This is a genomic window from Corallococcus sp. CA053C (genome assembly GCF_003611675.1).
Taxonomy (GTDB): Bacteria; Myxococcota; Myxococcia; order Myxococcales; family Myxococcaceae; genus Corallococcus.
Genome location: NZ_RAWA01000204.1, coordinates 1 through 16,733, shown reverse-complemented (window position 1 = coordinate 16,733; position 16,733 = coordinate 1). Strand labels below are relative to the sequence as shown.

Below are 16,733 nucleotides of genomic sequence, written 5' to 3'. Positions count from 1 at the left end.
GGTAGATTCCATAGCCGCACAGCAGAGACGTGGCGGCGACGAAGGCCCACGCCGCCGTCCGTCCCCAGCGCTCTTCCAGCCACTGTTTCCAGACCTCCAGCGACAGCAGGCCCAGCATCCACCCGGTGGCGGCGAACAGGGCCAGGAGGGCCGCGTCGAACCAGAGCGGCACCACGGGCCGCTGACGCAGGTGGATGAAGTCGGTGACGAGGTAGGGCGCGTTGGGGAAGAGCGCGAGCCATCCGAGCGCCAGCGGCGCCAAGCGCCATGGACTGTCGAGGCCCCGCGCGATGAGCACCCGTGCGAACAGGGCCAGGGTGTAGGGCGCCCACGCGAGGAACAGGTTCCACGACAAGAAGGCGAAGCTGGCGCGCTCGCTCCAGTCGAGCCGGACCGCCAACAGCTCCACCGCGAGGATGCTGCACAGGGTCGCGGGCAGCAGGCCATGGCGGCTCAGGACGGACACGAACGTGGGAGGGGGTCGGGACATGGTGGCGTGTGGCGGGGCAGCCGCGCACCGTGGCGGAATGACCACGGTGGAGCGGCTCCGGAAGGGGCGTGAAGCCGGCGCGCCATCAAGGGAGCCCCTCGGGGCCGACCTGGAGCAATGCGTGGGCCAACCCACGGAAGTCCCCGCCGCGGGCTGCGAGGCAATGCGATTTCGGGAGAGGCTGGGCCCACACGTTGCTGACGCGGCGCGGCCCGCTCTGCTATCCCGGAGCAGCGCATCACCCCACCTGGGAGCGGGACAGGATGAACGAGGGCCGCCGTGGAGGTCCGGAGTCGAAGACGGCGGCCGTCTCCCGCTTCTGGCGCGATGAACGGCTGCCCTTCATCGAGGCACGCGAGGTCCAGGACGGGCGCAAGGTCTGCTACGCGAGGCATTTCCACGAGACCTTCTCCGTCGGCGTGATCTCCGGCGGGCAGAGCACCTACCTGAACCAGGCCGTCCGCGAGCCGGTGGGCGCCGGGGCCCTGGTGGTGATGAATCCGGGCGATGTGCACGCCTGCAATCCCATCCATGACCAGCCCTGGTCGTACCGGATGCTGCATGTGGACACGCGTTGGCTGGCCAGCCTCCAGCATGAGCTGGGGCTCAATGCCAACCGGGGCTACCATCCCTTCGCCACCCTCCTGACGACGGAGCCCGGGCTCTACGCGGCGTTCCACCGGTTCTACGACGTGTTGACCGGCCGCGAGGTTGAGCCCCTGCGGAAGCACGGCGCCGCCGTCACCTTCTTCGCGCAGCTGCAGCAGCGCCTGAATCCCTTTGCCGCCGCGCCACGTCAGGCGAACCCCCGCATCGAGCGGGCCGCGGACTTCATCAGCGACAACTGCACGCAGCCCCTCAAGCTGGAGGACATCTGCCAGGCGGCGGAGCTCTCCGCGTCCTACCTCATCCGTGCGTTCAAGAAGCGCTACGGCATGACGCCCCATGCCTACCTGGTCAACCGCCGCGTCCAGTTCGCCCGGGCCCGGCTCAAGCGGGGCCATGGGATCGCGGAGGTGGCCCACGAGGCGGGCTTCGCGGATCAGGCCCACCTTCAGCGTGCGTTCAAACAGTTGCTGGCCACGACGCCAGGGCAATACCGGGGCGCCCGTTAGGTCAGGAGCAGGGAGAGGGCACAGCCGATGAGCAGCGCGGCCATCCCCTGACCACTGCGTGACACCTGCCCTGTGGGCCAGCGTCCCCCCTCTGGAGGTGCCGGCTAGGGTGCCTTCGCGCGGAGCCGGGCCGCCGGCTGTCGCCGGGAGGCACGCGGCTCCCAGGGGAGGTCTTCCGTGTCCGTGCTCTCGGAGTTCAAGCAGTTCGCGCTGAAGGGCAACGTGGTGGACCTGGCGGTGGCGGTGGTCATTGGCAATGCGTTCACCGCCATCGTGAACGCCGTGGTGTCGGACCTCGTGATGCCGGTGGTGGGGCTGGTGCTGCCGGGCGGAGACTGGCGCGAGCTCACCGTCACGCCGTTGCAACTGCGCGTCGGCCACCTGCTGGGCGCCTTGCTGGACTTCCTCATCGTCGCCCTGGTGCTGTTCCTCGTGGTGGTGAAGATGGGCTCGCTGTTGCGCCGTAAGGAGGCGCCGCCTCCGCCCTCGACGCGGGTCTGCCCGGAGTGCCGGGAGACGATTCCCCTGGAGGCGCGGCGCTGTCGGGCGTGTACGTCCGCGCTGGAGCCCCTGGCGTCCACCCCCGCCTGAACACCGGGGCGCTCGTCAGGACAGGAGCAGGGAGAGGGCACAGCCGATGAGCAGCGCGGCCATGCCCCGGTTGAACAGCCGCACCCGCGAGGGGTTGCCCAGGGAGCCGCGCAGGGCGGTCCCCGCCCAGGCCCAGCACGCCATGGAGCCCAGGCAGACCCCGAAGTAGACGGCCGCGAACCGCCAGACCCGCTCCGGCTCACCGTTCGCCGCGAAGGCGCCCATCCCCGCCACCGAGGCCAGCCAGGCCTTGGGGTTGAGCCATTGGAGCGTCGCGCCCTGGAGGAAGGTGGGGGCGACACCCGTCTTCGCCTCGCTGAGCGCGCCGTCATCCACCGCCAGCCGCCAGGCCATGAAGAGGATGAACGCGACCCCGGCCAGGCGGAGGGCTTCCGTCAAGAACGGCCAGTGGTCCAGGACCTCGTACAGCCCCAGGCCCAGCAGCACCAGCAGCAGGGTGAAGCCCACCGTGGCCCCAGTCACGTAGCGCAGGGCCGCGCGCAAGCCGAACCGGGCGCCAGTGCTCAAGGTCACGAGGTTCACGGGGCCGGGAGTGATGGATGCGGCCAGTGCGAAGGCTGCCATGGAAAGGGCGACGTTCATGGAGGTCTCTTCAAATCGGGGAGGGTGCCTGGCCAAAGCTAGGTGCCAGAGCCCCGTGCGTATTGAAGGAAAGTGACCTGGGATGGGAGCGGCGGCTTAGCGCGAGTGCTGTTTGAAGAAGTCCCACATGAGGGTGGTGCCGTCGGGCCCCGCGGGGTCGGCGAACGGGAAGGCGGGGTCTCCGCCCGGCCACGCGTGCCCCATCCCCTGGATTTCATACTGCTGGACCCGCAGCACGCCGCCGGAGACGTAGTCCCTCACGGTGTAGCCGCGGCCTCCCGGCGAGGTGGCGTTCACCACGCGGGTGGGCTGGTTCGACACGCTGTTGTTGTCCGCGCCGTCGTCCCCGTAGTCGTTCGTCTGGAGGAACTGTCGCACGGTCTGCGTGCCATTGATGGGGTTGACGACGTCGTCGTCCGTGCCGTGAACGACGAGCACCGGCACCGTCCTGCGTGGCCGTCCCGAGCAGGCCCAGGCGTCATATCCCCGGTCATCCGGCGAATAGATGCTGCCAAATGTCATGGCGTACAGGCTGCCCGACGCCGTGGTGGCCGCCTTGTACATCGCTCCAGCGCCCACCATCCCCGCGGTGAACACATCCGAGTAGCAGGCCATCAGGATGCTCGTCATGACCGCGCCCGCGGAGACGCCTCCCACGTAGACGCGGCGCTCATCCACCGCGTAATGGCTCTTCACCCACTGCACCATGCCGACAATCAATGACGGCTCGCCGACCCCACGCTCCTGGTTGACGGAGAACATGAAGTTCCAGCACTGGGTGGCGTTGGAGAAGAGGGCCTGGTTGGGATAGAGCACCAGGAAGCGCTCCGCGTCCGCCTTCTCGTTCAGGCGGGAGAGGCCGGCGAACTGGTCCGGGTTCTGGAGACAGCCATGCAGTCCGACCACGAGCGGAAGCTTCTCACCCGGCTGGTAGCCGGTGGGAACCCAGAGCTGGAAGCTCCGCGTGCCCCAGATGCTGCTGTAGCTGCCATGGACCCACGAGCCTGCCTGGGCCGGGGCCGCCGCCAGCACCGCGAACACCACGCACAACCCCACGACCGCCCGTGAAAGGGCGCTGACCTTCCGAGTCACCGACATCTGACTGCCTCCTGCTTCAACGCGGACGCGGCATGCGCCCTCGGGAAGTTGCGGGTGCGTCGGAGCCTGGAGGGCTCGGGCCGTGCGCCCAGGCCGGCTCAGCCCAGGCGGACGGCCTCTCGCGGCGGGCCTTCGACTTCCCGGAGGAACCCCTCCACCGCCTCCACGACCTGTCCGGGCTGGTCCACGGGCGCGGCATGTCCGGAGTCCGTCAGCACCTGGAGCCGAGCCTTCGCGAGCTGGTCCACGTAGGCCTGCTTCCGGGCCTGGGGCGTGTAGTCCCGCTCGGAGTGCAGCGCCAGCACGGGGCAGGCCACGTCCTTCAGCCGCGCGAGGACGCTCCACCCGAGCAGCCCCCGCGTCGCTCGCAGGTACACGTCCGGGTCGTTGGCGCCCAGCGACTCGCGCGCCCTCTGCCGCAGCGCCTCCTGCTCCGGCCGGGGGAACAGCTTCGGTGCCAGCAGCTTCGCCAGCCCCCTGGGCCCCAACACCTTCAACGCCAGCAGGCGCGTCGCGAACGTGAGCTTCTGGCGCAGCGTGCGCGCAACCATGTCCGGCCCGCTGTTGATGACGACCAGGCTGCGCACCAGGTCCGGCCGGTCCACCGCGAGCTGGAAGCCCATCATTCCACCCATGGACAACCCGACGACGTGCACCCGCGTCAGGCCCAGCCCGTCACACAGCGCGGCGATGTCGTGAGCGAAGAGCGCCACGCCGTATGCCCCCGCCGGCTTGTCACTGCGGCCGTGGCCCCGGGCATCCGGGACGAGGACGCGGTGGTGCGCCGACAGCCGCGGCATCACGTCCTCCCAGTCGCTCCCCGACGAGCCAAGCCCGTGGAGGAGCAGCACGGGCGCACCCTCGCCATCTTCCTCGTAATAAAGGGTGACGCCTTCCGGGGTGCGAAACGTGGACATCGTCGGAGCCTCGGGGCCGGCCACTTCGGGATGAACGACCGTTCAGATGTGCGTTAGACTGCGCTGTCACTGACGTCGACGCAGGTTATCTGAACGAACGTTCGTTTCGCAAGGCCACCCATGTCCTCCCTCCCTCCGTCCCGGCTGCGCGCGCGCAAGGCGGTGCTTCCGTCCTCGGCGGTGCCTGACGGCACCCGTCGGCGCATCCTGGAAGCGGCGCTCCAGCTCTTCGCGAGCCGGGGCTTCCACGGCGCCTCCATCCGGGACCTGGCGACAGCGCTGGAGCTGCGGCCCAGCGCGCTCTACGCGCACTTCCCCTCCAAGGAGCATGTGCTCGCGGAGCTGGTGCGCATGGGGCACGAGGCGCACCACGAAGGGCTCCGCGCGGCGTTGCTCGGCGCGGGCTCCGAGCCCACCGAGCAGCTCCGGGCGCTCGTCCGCGCGCACACGCTCCTGCACGCGAACCATCCCCAGCTCGCGGTGGTGGTGAACGAGGAGATCCACGTGCTGCCCCCGGAGCTGGCGGCGCCAGCGCTGGCCCTGCGGGAGCAGTCCTCGGCCCTGTTGCTCGCGGTCATCGAGCGGGGCAGGGCCCAGGGGGTGTTCTCGGTGCCGCACGCGGTGGTGACCGCCGCGGCGATCTCCACCATGGGGCTGCGGCTGCCGTACTGGTACGAACCCACCCCCGCGCTCGACGTCGACACGCTGGCGGAGCTGCACGTGGAGCTGGCGCTGCGACTGCTGGGGGTCCAGGGTAGGCCCTGAGATCCTCGCTCGGGCCCCCCGGGGCGCTCCTGCCCGGGCATGCGGGGCTCACTTCCCTCACCGTCCTGAAAGCCCTCTGAGCATGTTTCGAAACCCTCCAGTCCGACTCGCGGCGCTCCTGTTCTCGATGTTCACGGGCGCGTGCGCGAACCCTTCTCCGGTTCCATCCGAAGCACCGGGTGGCGCGAGCCTTCCGGAAGTCCGCCTCTACGCGCTGGACTGCGGCCACATTGACGTGAAGGACATGGGATTCTTCGCGGACCACAGCCCCCCTGGAGGGAGCCCCGGCGAACTGGTTGTTCCCTGCTTCCTCATCCAGCACCCTCGCGGCACGCTCCTGTGGGACACGGGGCTGAGTGATGCGCTTGCGAAACAGTCAGGCGGCGCGGAGGATCCGGTGGGCAATCGCTTGCGGCTGGAGACGTCCCTGGGCGCGCAGCTCACGCGGCTGGGATTGACGCCCGCGAACGTGCGCTATGTGGGATTCTCCCACCTGCATGCCGACCATGCCGGCAACGCCAATGCCTTCACGTCGTCAACGTGGCTGCTGCAACGGCGTGAGTTCGACTGGGCAACCCAGACACCCGTGCCCCTTGGCGTAGACCCGGGAGTCTTCTCCACCTGGCGTGACGCGAAGGTCCAGTTGCTGGATGGCGACTTCGACGTCTTTGGCGATGGCAGCGTGCGCATCATCTCCACGCCCGGCCACACACCCGGACACCAGTCCCTGATGCTGCGGCTCCGGCACGCGGGGACCCGGGTGCTCTCGGGTGACCTCTGTCACACACGTGAAAACTGGGTGCGGCACGGCGTGCCTGCGTTCAACACCAGCCGCGAGGACACCCTTTCTTCCATCACCCGCGTGGAGGCCTTGCTGAAGGACTCGCAGGGGCACTTCATCGTGCAGCACGCTCCAGAGGACTTCCAGGCCCTGCCGGCGTTCCCCGCGGCACTGGAGTGAGCTGGGGCGGCAGGCGAAGCCGGTGACCCAGTTCAGGGCTCCCGTTTGTCTGATGTGTCGCGCGTCGTGTAGGGTGTTGAGGTATCTTCTCTTCGGGCTTGGAGGTTTCCTCGTGAAGCGATCTCTGGTGGTGATGTCAGCCTTCGTCAGTCTTTCCTTGTTGGGCTGTGGTGGGGCAACAGAAGTGGAGGATCGCCTGGAGGACGAAGGGACCGTCTCCCAGCTCGCCACCTGCGACACCCTTCCCACGTGTGAGTCGATCTTTCTCAAAACATGCAAGCCCCTGGGCGCGAAGGTGGATTGCTGCTTCGAGGGGGGGTCGCTCAGCCACTGCCTCTGCTTCTCCAGGACTGGTTCCTCCGCGGGCACCTGGGCCTGCGACTAGTCGTGGCAGCGGCGCGCATCGGTCAGGATCTCAGCGCGGCGGGATGGGCGCCTTGGCGCGTCGTCCCCACGCGACGAATACGGCGAGCGCCACGAGCAGGACGTTGAACGGTGTATTCGCCGCCTCGCCACGCGAGAGGTGAAAGACAACCGCGGAAACCTGGAGGGCCGCGCAGCCCAGGGCCGCAAGCACAGCCAGGCCCGGCTTGATGCGGGTGAGCGACGGCAGGAGGATGCCCAGACCGCCGCACAGGTCGATGAGCCCCGTGGCGTGCAGGAACGCCGCGGGAACCTGTCCCGCCCAGGGGATCATCGCAGCGAGTTCAGGGATGGGCGTGAGGAGCTTCCACAGCCCCGTGCCGATGAAGACCACGGCCATGAAGCCCTGGACCGCCCACAGGCTGATGCGAAGGGACTTCGACGGCGTGGTGGCTTCGGTCACTTGTGCGGTTGCGTGGGTCATCGGACTCCTCGATCCCTGGTTACTTCTGGTTCCCTGGTTACCAACCAGGAGCAGGGTCATCCTGCGTACCAGGGCACCGTTGGACAAGGAGGCACATTGAAGTCACCAGGGAACGGCAAGATGACCCGGGGGTTCGACGCGGACTGTCTCGCGACCCGCGAGATCCTCAATCGCGTCGGCGACAAGTGGAGCGTCCTCGTGATCGTCATCCTGGGCGACGGCATGAGGCGCTTCAACGAGCTGAAGCGCTCCATCGACGGGATCTCGCAACGCATGTTGACGCTCACGCTGCGAGGCCTGGAGCGGGACGGCCTGGTGAAGCGCACCGTCCATCCCACGAATCCGCCGAGCGTCGACTACGAGCTCACGCCCTTCGGACGAACGCTGCTCGCGCCCGTGGCCGAACTCGCACAATGGGCGCAGCGTCATCGCCCCGAGGTCCAGCGAGCCCGCGATGCGTACGAACGAGCGGAGAAGGGGACGGGACGCGCAGGGAAGCGGTAGTGCTCACTCCTTCAGGGTCGCGGTGTCGACGACGAACCGGTACCGCACGTCGGAGGCGAGCACGCGCTCGTAGGCCTCGTTGATCTTGCTGGCCGGGATGACCTCGATGTCGGAGCCGAGGTGGTGTTTGGCGCAGAAGTCCAACATCTCCTGCGTCTGGCGGATGCCGCCGATCAACGAACCCGCGAATGAACGGCGGGTCATGATGAGCGAGAACACGTTGACCGCGAGCGGCTCCGGGGGCGCGCCCACGTTGACCAGGACGCCGTCCAGCGCCAGCAGTGACAGGTAGGCATTGACGTCGATCTTCGCGCTCACCGTGTTCACGATGAGGTCGAACGTCCCGGCGAGCTTCTTGAACGTCTCCGGATCCTTCGTCGCATGATAGTGGTCCGCACCCAGCCGCAGGCCGTCCTCCTTCTTGCTCAGCGACTGCGACAGGACGGTGACCTCGGCCCCCATCGCGTGCGCGAGCTTCACGGCCATGTGCCCGAGCCCGCCCAGACCGACGACGGCCACCTTCTTGCCGGGGCCGGCGCCCCAGTGGCGCAGCGGCGCGTATGTCGTGATGCCAGCGCACAGCAGCGGCGCGGCGGCGTCGAGCGCGATGCCCTCGGGGATCTTCAGGACGAAGTTCTCCCTCACGACGATGTGGGTGGAGTAGCCGCCCTGGGTGGGGTTGCCGTCCTGCCCCACGCTGCCGTAGGTCCCGGTGAAGCCCTTCAGGCAGTGCTGCTCCTCACCCTTGCGGCAGTTCGCGCAATCACCGCAGGAGTCCACCAGGCAGCCGACGCCGACGCGGTCGCCCACGGCATGCCGGGTGACCTCGGAGCCGACCCGGGCGACGATCCCGGCAATCTCGTGGCCGGGGACGACGGGGTAGGCCGCCGAACCCCACTCGTTGCGAGCGCTGTGGATGTCGGAGTGGCAGATGCCGCAGAACTTGATCTCGATGAGGACGTCTCGCGGGCCGAGTTCACGGCGCTCGATGGTCATCGGACCCAGGGGCTTCGTCGCCGCCGTCGCACCGTAAGCATTGATGGTGGTCATGTGTTCCAGATCTCCGTGGAGGAGGGACCGTTGAGCCCCGTTGACGAAGAGAGGTACGCCGCCGCACCGGGGATGACTACGCGCGGGGAAGCCAATAGGCTCTTAAGCAGTGCTTAACAGTGAGGCCCCGCTCCCATGAACACGGCTCCCTTCCCACAGCTCCAGGTGTTCCTCGCCGTGGCCCGCCTGAGCAGCTTCAGCGGCGCGGCGCGCGAGCTCGGCGTCTCCACGGCGGCGGTGAGCCAGGCGGTGCGGCAGCTCGAGGGGCAGCTGCGCGTGGTGCTGCTCACCCGCACGACGCGCAGCGTGTCGCTGACGGATGCAGGCAGGCGGCTCGTGGAGGGCGCGGGCCCGGCGGTGGGGCAGGCGCTCGCTGCCCTGCGCGAGGTCTCCGCGCAACCAGGAGAGACGGTGGGCCGGGTCCGGCTGTCGGTGCCCCGGGCGGCGGTGCCCTACGTCATCACCCCGGTGCTCCCCACCTTTCGCGAGCGTCACCCGCGCATCGAGGTGGAGGTCGTCATCGAGGATCGCTTCGTGGACATCGTGGCGGAGGGCTACGACGCCGGGGTGCGGCTGACGGAGGCCATCGAGCGCGACATGGTGCAGGTGCGGCTCACCGACGCGTTCCGCTTCGTGGTGGTGGGCGCGCCCGGCTACCTCGCGCGCCACGGAACACCCCAGCGCCCCGAGGACCTGCTGAACCACGAGTGCATCACCTTCCGCATGCGGAGCACCGGGGCGCTCTACGCCTGGGAGCTGGAGCGGGGCCGCAGGAACTGGCGCGTGCCGGTGCGCGGGGGCGTGGTCACCAATGACAATCAGCTGACGGTGACCCTGGCGGAGCAGGGCATGGGGCTGGCGTATGCCTTTGAGCCCGTCGTGGCGGAGCCGCTGCGCACCGGGCGGCTGCAGCGGGTGCTCGAGCCCTACGCGCCCACGGTCCCGGGCTTCTTCCTCTACTTCCCCAGCCGTGCACAGCGCTCCCCGGCGTTGCGCCTCTTCGTGGACGCCGCCAGGGAGCTCATCGCGAAGGCGGAGGGGCTACCCCCTCAGCATTGATAGGAAACCTGTTTGTAATAGGCGGAGCGCACGCCCTCCATGTAGGACGTGGAGTTGCAGCGGATCAGCAACCAGCCGACCTGCACCGTGTAGGTGTTGTCGCTGTAGAAGACCGTGCTGACCTCCCTGCCGTGGGTGGTCTCGATGGTCGCCTCCGAGGTGCCAACGTCCTCCTGCGCTTCCTGCATTGAAGCGCCGCCGCATGCGCCCACCATGAGTCCGACCCATCCGGCCACGAGTCCGCCGAGCAGCTTCCCTCTTGCCATCATGTCGCCTCCCAGGCTGTGTGTTGAAACACATGGGAGTGTAGGGGCGGCCCAGGCGTCTGTCTTGCCGCCCCGCGACAATCGAGGGATTCGCCTCACACGGAAGGAAAGATGAAACGCTGTCGGATTCTCATGGTGTGCGCATTGGCCTGTTACGGGCTCACGCCGCAGCCCGGTTGGCTGATGACACACCAGGAGTTGGCCTCACGGACGCAGGCGCTGTCCCAGGCCGTGGTGCAGCAATACGAGTCCTGGGCGCACACCGTCCGGGTGCAGGCATTGCAACCCGTGCTCATCAAGGTGCCGGATGTGCACACGTCATGGAGGCAGGTGAGGGGCGTGGTCCCTCCACAGACGTTGTTGGTGCATGTCTGACCTGTGCCGCAGGTGCCGCAGCTCAGCGTGCCGCCACAGCCGTTGGAGATCGTGCCGCAGTTCTTGCCCTGCGCGGCGCACGTCGTCGGAGTGCAGTTCAGGTCGAACGCCTCGATGCTGGCCATTGGCAGCATGGAGCCTGAGCTGCTGGTGGCGGTTCCGCCGAGGAACAGGACGCGGCCGCTGGGAAGCGCGACGGTGGGGTGGTTCTTGCGCGTCTGGGTGAGCGACCCCACCGTGCTCCACAGACCGGTGGTGGGGGAGTACAGCTCCACGGTGGTGTTGCCATAGGAGCCGCCGGCCAGGATGACGGTTCCGTTGGGCCGCATGACGGAAGGCGCGGAGAAGTGGGTGACCATCGTGTTCGAGGTGTTCGTCCAGAGGTTGGTCGCCGGGTCGTACTGCTCCGACATCTGGACGGAACCGACGGCGAGCACCTTCCCGCTGGAGAGCAGGTGGAGGGTGTGGTCGCTGCGGGCAGCGTTCATCGGCGCCACGACCGTCCAGGTGCCGGTGGCGGGCGTCCAGAGCTGGGCGAGGGCGGTGGTGGCGCCGCCTCCCGTGAGGAGCACGCGCCCATCCGCGAGCCGCACCGCGGACTGGAAGCCCATCGCGGTGGGAAGTGAGCCCGTGGCCACCCAGGTGTCCGTGGCCGGCGTGTAGATGTGGACCGCCGTGCCGCCCCCCACACCGCCCACGCCGCCGGCCACCAGCACCCGCCCGTCCGTGAGCAGCGTCGCGCTGTGCCCATAGCTGACGCGCGGCAGGGGCGCGGCGGCGGTCCAGGTGTTCGTGGACGGCTGATACCGCTCGACCGAGGACAGGAGGCCGCCCGGTCCGATGCCGGCCACGACGAGCACGCTGCCGTCCTGCAACTGCGTGGCGGTATGCGAGCGGCGCGCGGCGCTCAACGCGGGGCCGCTGCTCGACGTGAGGGTGACCGGATCATACAGCTCCGTCGAAGCGGTCTCCGTGGGAGTCCCGCCCCCCACCACCAGCACCGTGCCATTGGGCAGCAGCGTGGCGGTGTGTTGATAGCGCGCCGTCAGCAGGGAGCCCGCCGGCCCCACGATGAGCGCGGAGGACTGGGAGGCTTCAACGGCGGGGGCCTCCGTCTCCACGGGCGCGACTTCAGGACTGCACGCGAAACAGAGCAGCAGGGGAACGACGGCCAATGACTTCCAATGCGACAGGGACATGCGGTGCTCCTGGGGGTGGGCCCGGGAGCATCGCACACGGTGTTTCAGTTTTTTACCGTGAAACAGGAGTATTATTGGGGGACCCAGACGGCGACCCAGTCGATCTGCACGTTGCCGGCCGCGGTGGAGCCAGGCGCCGTACCGCTCAGGTCCGTCTCTGTCTGGAGGACCCAGTGCATCGGAGTGCTCGGCACGCGGCTCGTCTTGTCGAGGATGACCGCCCCGTCGAGCAGGAAGCGGCACCGGCCCGGCGACCATTCGATGACGGCCGTGTGCCACGACGTGAAACGCGCGGTGGTGGAGACGGCGTCTTGATCCCCACCGGAGGTGCCGTTCTGCCGGTGCATGAACCCGGAGAGGGTGCCGTCGAGGTCACCCTCCGGGAAGTCGATCTCTCCGTCGCGAGGCCACACCTCGCTGTCCGGCCAGAGCATCCACGCGGTCTTGTAGCCGGGGACCGCGTCGGCGCGGAAGCGCACGGCGTAGCGGCCCGCGGGCAGCCCGCCGGAGCTGTTCGCACCCGGGATCTTCGGCAGGATGGCGGCGATCATGTGCACGCCGTTCTCCGTGTGCAGGTACTTGTTGAGCACGCCGTTCTGGATGCTGACGACCTTGGAAGGGGAGTACGTCCCGTTCTTGCTCGTGTCCTTCCAACCGTCCGGATAGACGCCCCACTTCGACGACACCGCCGCGGGGAACTGGCCCATGGGCACGTTGGTGGTGAAGTCGTCGGTGAACACCTGCCGCCATCCCGTGAGGTCGCCCACCGGCATCGGCTCACCTGACGGGCTGCCGGCCACCAGCGTCACGGCGTCCACGAGGAGGGAGTTGCCCGTGACGGCCTGGTTCTGGAGGACATAGACATCCACCGTGTCGCCCACGCGCTCCAGGGTCCCCGTCACGGAGAGCCGCTGGAAGCCCGTCGTCAGCGTCGCGTCCGCCGTGAACAGCTTGTACGTGGTGCCGCCCGAGCTCTTCTCCCGGAGGATGAGGCTGACGGGCTTGCCCACCGTGCCGCTGTTGCCCGCGGCGACATAGGCCGTGGCCGTATACGACTGGCCTTGAGGCGCGTTCGGGATGCCGCTCTGCGCGCCATCCAGCGAATACATCGTGGCCGCGCCACTGACGGTGACGCGCGCGACGTACTGTCCCTCCGGCGCGCCCGTCCGCGCCTCTCGCGTCAGCGTGCCCTGCCAGGACGACCAGCCGCTCGTCGATGTTTCAAAGGACGTGTTGGTGATGGCCGTCGCGAGCGGAGCCTCCTGTTCGGAAGACTCCGAAGGCTCCGGTGCCGGGCTGCACGCGGACGCCAGGGGAAGCGCCATCACCAGGGCCCACGCGACGCGCGCGCGTGACAGCGGGCGAAGGATGTTTTGATTCACAGTGCTCTCCTTGAAAGGACGGAAATACTCGCCTTGTTATAAATCAAGGAAAACGCGTGGCCAGCGTTCTTCTACCTCTTCGTCGCAGCCGGACCGCTGCCCCGGTCTGCTTCCAGCCAGGCGGCCAGCACGTCCGCGTGACACGGGCCGGGTTTGCACCAGCAGCCCAGGCGCTTGCCCTTCAGCGTCCGCACGTCGCGCAGGTAGTCCGCGTCGTGCCGCGTGCGCAGCTCCAGGTACCAGCGGAAGGACTCGAACGCGTCCGGCTCCGGGCCCATGCGGCGCAGCGCCTCCTCGCGGATCCGCGCGGCCTCGTCGGCGGGCAGGCCCGCGAGCCAGGGCTCGAAGTAGGTGCGCAGCATCGCCTTCTGCGTCTTCACGCCGCCGGGCTTGAACGGGTTGCCGAAGCGGCCCGGGACGGGGTTGAGGGGCCCGGGCTTCGCCCAGACGCGGAAGGCTCGGCCCACGTACACGTCACAAGCGTCGTGGACGTGCACCGCGGTGGTTCGGGATCCAGACATGGCCTCCCACCGTTACCAGACGGGCACCGGCCGGGCGATCCGCTTGGCAATGCTGCTTGGAAGGGGGCAACGTAGGCGCTGCTTCCTCCCACCCCCAGCGGCCATGATCGCCAACCTCCACAACGCCGACATCCCCAAGCCCGTGCTCGAAGTCATCACCCGCCTGCGCGAGCTGGGCCATGCCACCTACCTGGTCGGCGGCTGCGTGCGGGACATGGTCCGCCAGGTCCACCCCAAGGACTTCGACGTGGCCACGAGCGCGCTCCCGGAAGAGGTCCAGCGCGCCTTCCGCAAGGTCATCCCCACCGGTATCCAGCACGGCACCGTCACCGTCGTCACCGGGGGCAACCACGTGGAGGTGACGACGTTCCGCTCGGAGGGCGACTACCTGGATGGCCGCCGCCCCAGCTCCGTGTCCTTCGAGCGCGACATCGTGAAGGACCTGTCCCGGCGCGACTTCACCATCAACGCGATGGCGTACAACCCGCTCGACAAGGAGCTGGTGGATCCGTTCGGCGGGCAGGTGGATCTGCCGGCCCGGTTGATCAAGTGCGTGGGCTCCGCGCTGGAGCGCTTCTCCGAGGACGGCCTGCGCCCCCTGCGCGCCGTGCGCTTCGCGGCCGTGCTCGGCTTCACCCTGGACCCCGCCACCCGCGACGCCATCCCCGCGACCCTGGCCGTCTTCCGCAAGGTCGCCCTGGAGCGCGTGCGCGAGGAACTCTGCAAGCTGCTCCTGTCGCCGCGCGCGGAGTCCGGGCTCCAGCTCCTCGCGGACACGGGGCTGCTGGAGGTCTTCCTCCCGGAGCTGGCCCGCGCGGACGCGGAAGCCTCCCGGCGGGCACGTGCCGCCGTGCAGGCCGCGCCCCTGGAGCTGGACCTCCGCATGGCCACGCTGCTGGCGGACCTGGTGACGGGTCCGCAGGCCCGCGACCTGTGCATGCGCCTGAAGTTCCCCAACAAGTCCGCCGACCTCGTGGGCCTGCTCGTCGAACACGCGAAGCTGGAGACGCGCCTGTCCGACGCGGATCCGGCCCTGCGCCGGCTGCTCGCCCGGGTGGGACTTGCCCAACTGCCCGCGCTGCTTGCCGTGGCGAAGGCCCGCGTCCAGGTCCGGGCGCCGGAGCAGCTGCCCGCGCTGGAGGCCCTGGTCGTGCGCCTGGAGGCGCTGGCCGCCGCGAAGCCGCCCCTGTCAGCGAAGGAGCTGGCGCTCACCGGCGGCGACATCATGGCCGCCCTGGGCATCGGGCCGTCTCCGAAAGTGGGCGAGGCGACCCGCTACCTCGTGGAGTCGGTGCTGGACGACCCCTCGCGCAACACGGCGGAGGCGCTCCGTGCGCTGCTCACGGACTGGGCCCGGACGCGCGAGGCCTGAAGTGGACGCCTCCCCCGGCCGGAGGGCAGGGAAGGGGGCCTGGAGCGCTACGGGCCGTGCGTCCCGGCCCGGGGGCGTGTAGGAAGCAACCCCATGCGAGTCGTCGTTGCCATGAGCGGCGGGGTGGATTCCTCGGCCGCCGCCGCCCTGCTCAAGGAGCAGGGCCATGAGGTCATCGGCATCACCCTGCGCGTCTGGTCCTACGAGGGCAACGCGAAGTGTGGAAGCTGCTGCAGTCCGGATGACATCGACGATGCCCGCGCGGTGGCCCAGACGCTGGGCATCCCGTTCTACGTGGCCAACGCCGAGGAGATCTTCCAGGACCGGGTGGTCAACCCGTTCGTCCAGTCGTACCTCGGCGGCAAGACACCCATCCCCTGCGTCGCCTGCAACCGCGACGTGAAGTTCAACTTCCTCCTCAAGCGCGCGCGCGCCCTGGGCGCCCGGCTCGCCACCGGCCACTACGCCCAGGTGGAGGAGGTGGACGGCCGCTTCCACCTGCGCCGCGCCGCGGACGCCGCCAAGGACCAGAGCTACTTCCTCTTCACGCTGGGCCAGGAGGAGCTGCGCGACGTCCTCTTCCCGGTGGGCCACCTCACCAAGGCGGAGGTGCGCGCCGTCGCCGAGCGCCACCAGCTCCCCACCACCCACAAGCCGGAGAGCATGGAGATCTGCTTCGTGCCCGACGGCGACTACGCCGGGTTCGTGGAGAAGGTCGCCGGACCCCAGCCGTCGGGCGAGGTGGTGGACCCGGAAGGTAACGTGCTCGGCACCCACAACGGCATCCACCGCTTCACCGTGGGCCAGCGCAAGGGGCTCAACCTGGGCGGTGGGGAAGTGCGCTACGTGCAGCGCCTGGAGCCGGAGACGAACCGCGTCGTGGTGGGCCCCGCGGAGGGCACCGGCCGCGCGCAATTCGGGCTGCTCCAGCCGCACTGGGTGGACGCGCCGCCCCCGCCTGATCAGGCCGTGGAGGTCCGCATCCGCCACCGTCACGCGGGGGCTCCGGGGCGGGTGCACATCTCGCCGCACGGGCTCGTGTCCGTGCAGCTGGATGCGCCCGCGCGCGCCGTCACGCCGGGGCAGGCCGCGGTGGTCTACGACCGCGACCGCGTGCTCGGCGGCGGGTGGATCGTCTGAGGTCGTCCCGAGCGGCCGCCAACGCCGCCGGGGCCCGACTTCCGGCCTCGCGCGCATCACTTCGCGACAGGGCGCGCACCGTGCTTCCGTGAATTTGACCCGCCTGGGGGTGGGGCGTAGCTTGCGCGCACGCTGTCGCTACAGGCCGCAACACGGCCCGTGCGCGCGACGAGGTTTGCCCTGCCATGCGTGACGCCCACCGGATGAAGGAGAAGTTCGACGTCTCGTTGGACAACCGGCAGATCGTCAGCCTGTTGATCGCCGGCATCGTGGTGATGGGCGCGGTGTTCGTGCTGGGCGTGGTGGTGGGCAAGAAGCTCTCCGGCGACGCGCAGACGGCCGCCGCCCCGGACCTGCTCTCCGCGTTGGACGCCAACGCCCAGGTCCTCCACGAGGCGCGCCAGGAGCCGGCCCTCACCTTCCCGGATGAGCTCACCCGCAAGACGGCCGCCGAGCCCCTGCCGCCGCTGCCCAAGCC

General features: G+C 69.1%; 18 protein-coding genes and 1 pseudogene. 9 read left to right on the top strand and 10 right to left on the bottom strand.

Going from position 1 to position 16,733, the window contains the following annotated elements; genetic code table 11:
- A partial coding sequence (locus D7V97_RS24850; protein ID WP_120613119.1) for a DUF1361 domain-containing protein occupies positions 1-490 on the bottom strand: 490 nt, incomplete at its 3' end.
- 263 nt (positions 491-753) lie between these two features.
- On the opposite strand from D7V97_RS24850, the gene D7V97_RS24845 reads away from it, so the two are divergent.
- Positions 754-1,605: an AraC family transcriptional regulator gene (locus D7V97_RS24845; RefSeq protein WP_120613118.1), complete on the top strand. Its 852-nt coding sequence runs from the start codon at positions 754-756 to the stop codon at positions 1,603-1,605.
- A gap of 177 nt (positions 1,606-1,782) precedes the next feature.
- Positions 1,783-2,196, top strand: a complete 414-nt coding sequence (gene mscL, locus D7V97_RS24840) for a large conductance mechanosensitive channel protein MscL (RefSeq protein ID WP_199728927.1) — start codon at positions 1,783-1,785, stop codon at positions 2,194-2,196.
- Between the two features lie 15 nt (positions 2,197-2,211).
- Here the strand turns inward: mscL and D7V97_RS24835 are convergent, their stop codons facing one another.
- The 3 genes from D7V97_RS24835 to D7V97_RS24825 all read right to left on the bottom strand — a co-directional run bounded on the left by D7V97_RS24835 (position 2,212) and on the right by D7V97_RS24825 (position 4,814).
- Complete coding sequence (locus tag D7V97_RS24835; protein WP_120613117.1) at positions 2,212-2,799, bottom strand: LysE family translocator; 588 nt, start codon at positions 2,797-2,799, stop codon at positions 2,212-2,214.
- A 96-nt stretch (positions 2,800-2,895) separates the two neighbouring features.
- Complete coding sequence (locus tag D7V97_RS24830) at positions 2,896-3,897, bottom strand: PHB depolymerase family esterase (protein ID WP_120613116.1); 1,002 nt, start codon at positions 3,895-3,897, stop codon at positions 2,896-2,898.
- Between the two features lie 98 nt (positions 3,898-3,995).
- The gene (locus D7V97_RS24825) at positions 3,996-4,814 is read right to left on the bottom strand and encodes an alpha/beta fold hydrolase (RefSeq protein WP_120613115.1); all 819 of its coding nucleotides are present in this window, start codon (positions 4,812-4,814) and stop codon (positions 3,996-3,998) included.
- A 120-nt stretch (positions 4,815-4,934) separates the two neighbouring features.
- Between D7V97_RS24825 and D7V97_RS24820 the strand changes: the two genes are divergently transcribed.
- Positions 4,935-5,579 (top strand): TetR/AcrR family transcriptional regulator, encoded by a 645-nt coding sequence (locus D7V97_RS24820; RefSeq protein WP_120613114.1) that lies wholly within the window; start codon positions 4,935-4,937, stop codon positions 5,577-5,579.
- 82 nt (positions 5,580-5,661) lie between these two features.
- Positions 5,662-6,540: an N-acyl homoserine lactonase family protein gene (locus tag D7V97_RS24815; protein ID WP_233583176.1), complete on the top strand. Its 879-nt coding sequence runs from the start codon at positions 5,662-5,664 to the stop codon at positions 6,538-6,540.
- A gap of 415 nt (positions 6,541-6,955) precedes the next feature.
- Here the strand turns inward: D7V97_RS24815 and D7V97_RS24805 are convergent, their stop codons facing one another.
- Positions 6,956-7,447: a DoxX family protein gene (locus D7V97_RS24805; RefSeq protein WP_233583174.1), complete on the bottom strand. Its 492-nt coding sequence runs from the start codon at positions 7,445-7,447 to the stop codon at positions 6,956-6,958.
- A gap of 36 nt (positions 7,448-7,483) precedes the next feature.
- On the opposite strand from D7V97_RS24805, the gene D7V97_RS24800 reads away from it, so the two are divergent.
- Positions 7,484-7,891: a helix-turn-helix domain-containing protein gene (locus D7V97_RS24800; RefSeq protein ID WP_199728926.1), complete on the top strand. Its 408-nt coding sequence runs from the start codon at positions 7,484-7,486 to the stop codon at positions 7,889-7,891.
- 3 nt (positions 7,892-7,894) lie between these two features.
- Here the strand turns inward: D7V97_RS24800 and D7V97_RS24795 are convergent, their stop codons facing one another.
- Positions 7,895-8,941 carry an NAD(P)-dependent alcohol dehydrogenase gene (locus tag D7V97_RS24795; RefSeq protein WP_120613109.1) on the bottom strand — a complete coding sequence of 349 codons (1,047 nt, stop codon included), beginning with the start codon at positions 8,939-8,941 and terminating at the stop codon, positions 7,895-7,897.
- 135 nt (positions 8,942-9,076) lie between these two features.
- On the opposite strand from D7V97_RS24795, the gene D7V97_RS24790 reads away from it, so the two are divergent.
- Positions 9,077-10,000 carry a LysR family transcriptional regulator gene (locus tag D7V97_RS24790; RefSeq protein ID WP_120613108.1) on the top strand — a complete coding sequence of 308 codons (924 nt, stop codon included), beginning with the start codon at positions 9,077-9,079 and terminating at the stop codon, positions 9,998-10,000.
- Here the strand turns inward: D7V97_RS24790 and D7V97_RS24785 are convergent.
- The 4 genes from D7V97_RS24785 to D7V97_RS24770 all read right to left on the bottom strand — a co-directional run bounded on the left by D7V97_RS24785 (position 9,991) and on the right by D7V97_RS24770 (position 13,743).
- On the bottom strand, positions 9,991-10,269 hold the full coding sequence (locus D7V97_RS24785) for a hypothetical protein (protein ID WP_120613107.1): 279 nt from the start codon (positions 10,267-10,269) through the stop codon (positions 9,991-9,993). The two genes, D7V97_RS24790 and D7V97_RS24785, sit on opposite strands and share 10 nt — an antisense overlap.
- Positions 10,270-10,418: 149 nt before the next feature.
- Positions 10,419-11,840, bottom strand: coding sequence for a kelch repeat-containing protein (locus D7V97_RS24780; RefSeq protein WP_120613106.1), 1,422 nt, complete (start codon positions 11,838-11,840; stop codon positions 10,419-10,421).
- 71 nt (positions 11,841-11,911) lie between these two features.
- Entirely contained in the window at positions 11,912-13,222 is a 1,311-nt protein-coding gene (locus tag D7V97_RS24775) for a family 16 glycosylhydrolase (protein ID WP_120613105.1), read from the bottom strand.
- Between the two features lie 71 nt (positions 13,223-13,293).
- The gene (locus D7V97_RS24770; protein ID WP_120613104.1) at positions 13,294-13,743 is read right to left on the bottom strand and encodes a DUF4326 domain-containing protein; all 450 of its coding nucleotides are present in this window, start codon (positions 13,741-13,743) and stop codon (positions 13,294-13,296) included.
- A gap of 103 nt (positions 13,744-13,846) precedes the next feature.
- On the opposite strand from D7V97_RS24770, the gene D7V97_RS24765 reads away from it, so the two are divergent.
- The 3 genes and pseudogenes from D7V97_RS24765 to D7V97_RS24755 all read left to right on the top strand — a co-directional run.
- Positions 13,847-15,115, top strand: coding sequence for a CCA tRNA nucleotidyltransferase (locus D7V97_RS24765; protein ID WP_120613103.1), 1,269 nt, complete (start codon positions 13,847-13,849; stop codon positions 15,113-15,115).
- A 93-nt stretch (positions 15,116-15,208) separates the two neighbouring features.
- Positions 15,209-16,255 (top strand): tRNA 2-thiouridine(34) synthase MnmA, encoded by a 1,047-nt coding sequence (gene mnmA / locus D7V97_RS24760; protein ID WP_120613102.1) that lies wholly within the window; start codon positions 15,209-15,211, stop codon positions 16,253-16,255.
- A 185-nt stretch (positions 16,256-16,440) separates the two neighbouring features.
- A pseudogene (locus D7V97_RS24755) lies at positions 16,441-16,733 on the top strand (SPOR domain-containing protein); the annotation flags it as partial.

Excerpts from the sequence above, each read along its gene's own strand:
- D7V97_RS24780 (WP_120613106.1), bottom strand. The coding sequence starts at position 11,840 with ATGTCCCTGTCGCATTGGAAGTCATTGGCCGTCGTTCCCCTGCTGCTC.
- D7V97_RS24785 (WP_120613107.1), bottom strand. The coding sequence starts at position 10,269 with ATGATGGCAAGAGGGAAGCTGCTCGGCGGACTCGTGGCCGGATGGGTC.
- D7V97_RS24830 (WP_120613116.1), bottom strand. The coding sequence starts at position 3,897 with ATGTCGGTGACTCGGAAGGTCAGCGCCCTTTCACGGGCGGTCGTGGGG.
- D7V97_RS24765 (WP_120613103.1), top strand. The coding sequence starts at position 13,847 with ATGATCGCCAACCTCCACAACGCCGACATCCCCAAGCCCGTGCTCGAA.
- D7V97_RS24825 (WP_120613115.1), bottom strand. The coding sequence starts at position 4,814 with ATGTCCACGTTTCGCACCCCGGAAGGCGTCACCCTTTATTACGAGGAA.
- D7V97_RS24835 (WP_120613117.1), bottom strand. The coding sequence starts at position 2,799 with ATGAACGTCGCCCTTTCCATGGCAGCCTTCGCACTGGCCGCATCCATC.
- D7V97_RS24790 (WP_120613108.1), top strand. The coding sequence starts at position 9,077 with ATGAACACGGCTCCCTTCCCACAGCTCCAGGTGTTCCTCGCCGTGGCC.
- D7V97_RS24795 (WP_120613109.1), bottom strand. The coding sequence starts at position 8,941 with ATGACCACCATCAATGCTTACGGTGCGACGGCGGCGACGAAGCCCCTG.
- D7V97_RS24805 (WP_233583174.1), bottom strand. The coding sequence starts at position 7,447 with ATGACCCTGCTCCTGGTTGGTAACCAGGGAACCAGAAGTAACCAGGGA.
- D7V97_RS24820 (WP_120613114.1), top strand. The coding sequence starts at position 4,935 with ATGTCCTCCCTCCCTCCGTCCCGGCTGCGCGCGCGCAAGGCGGTGCTT.
- D7V97_RS24845 (WP_120613118.1), top strand. The coding sequence starts at position 754 with ATGAACGAGGGCCGCCGTGGAGGTCCGGAGTCGAAGACGGCGGCCGTC.
- D7V97_RS24770 (WP_120613104.1), bottom strand. The coding sequence starts at position 13,743 with ATGTCTGGATCCCGAACCACCGCGGTGCACGTCCACGACGCTTGTGAC.
- mnmA (WP_120613102.1), top strand. The coding sequence starts at position 15,209 with ATGCGAGTCGTCGTTGCCATGAGCGGCGGGGTGGATTCCTCGGCCGCC.
- D7V97_RS24815 (WP_233583176.1), top strand. The coding sequence starts at position 5,662 with ATGTTTCGAAACCCTCCAGTCCGACTCGCGGCGCTCCTGTTCTCGATG.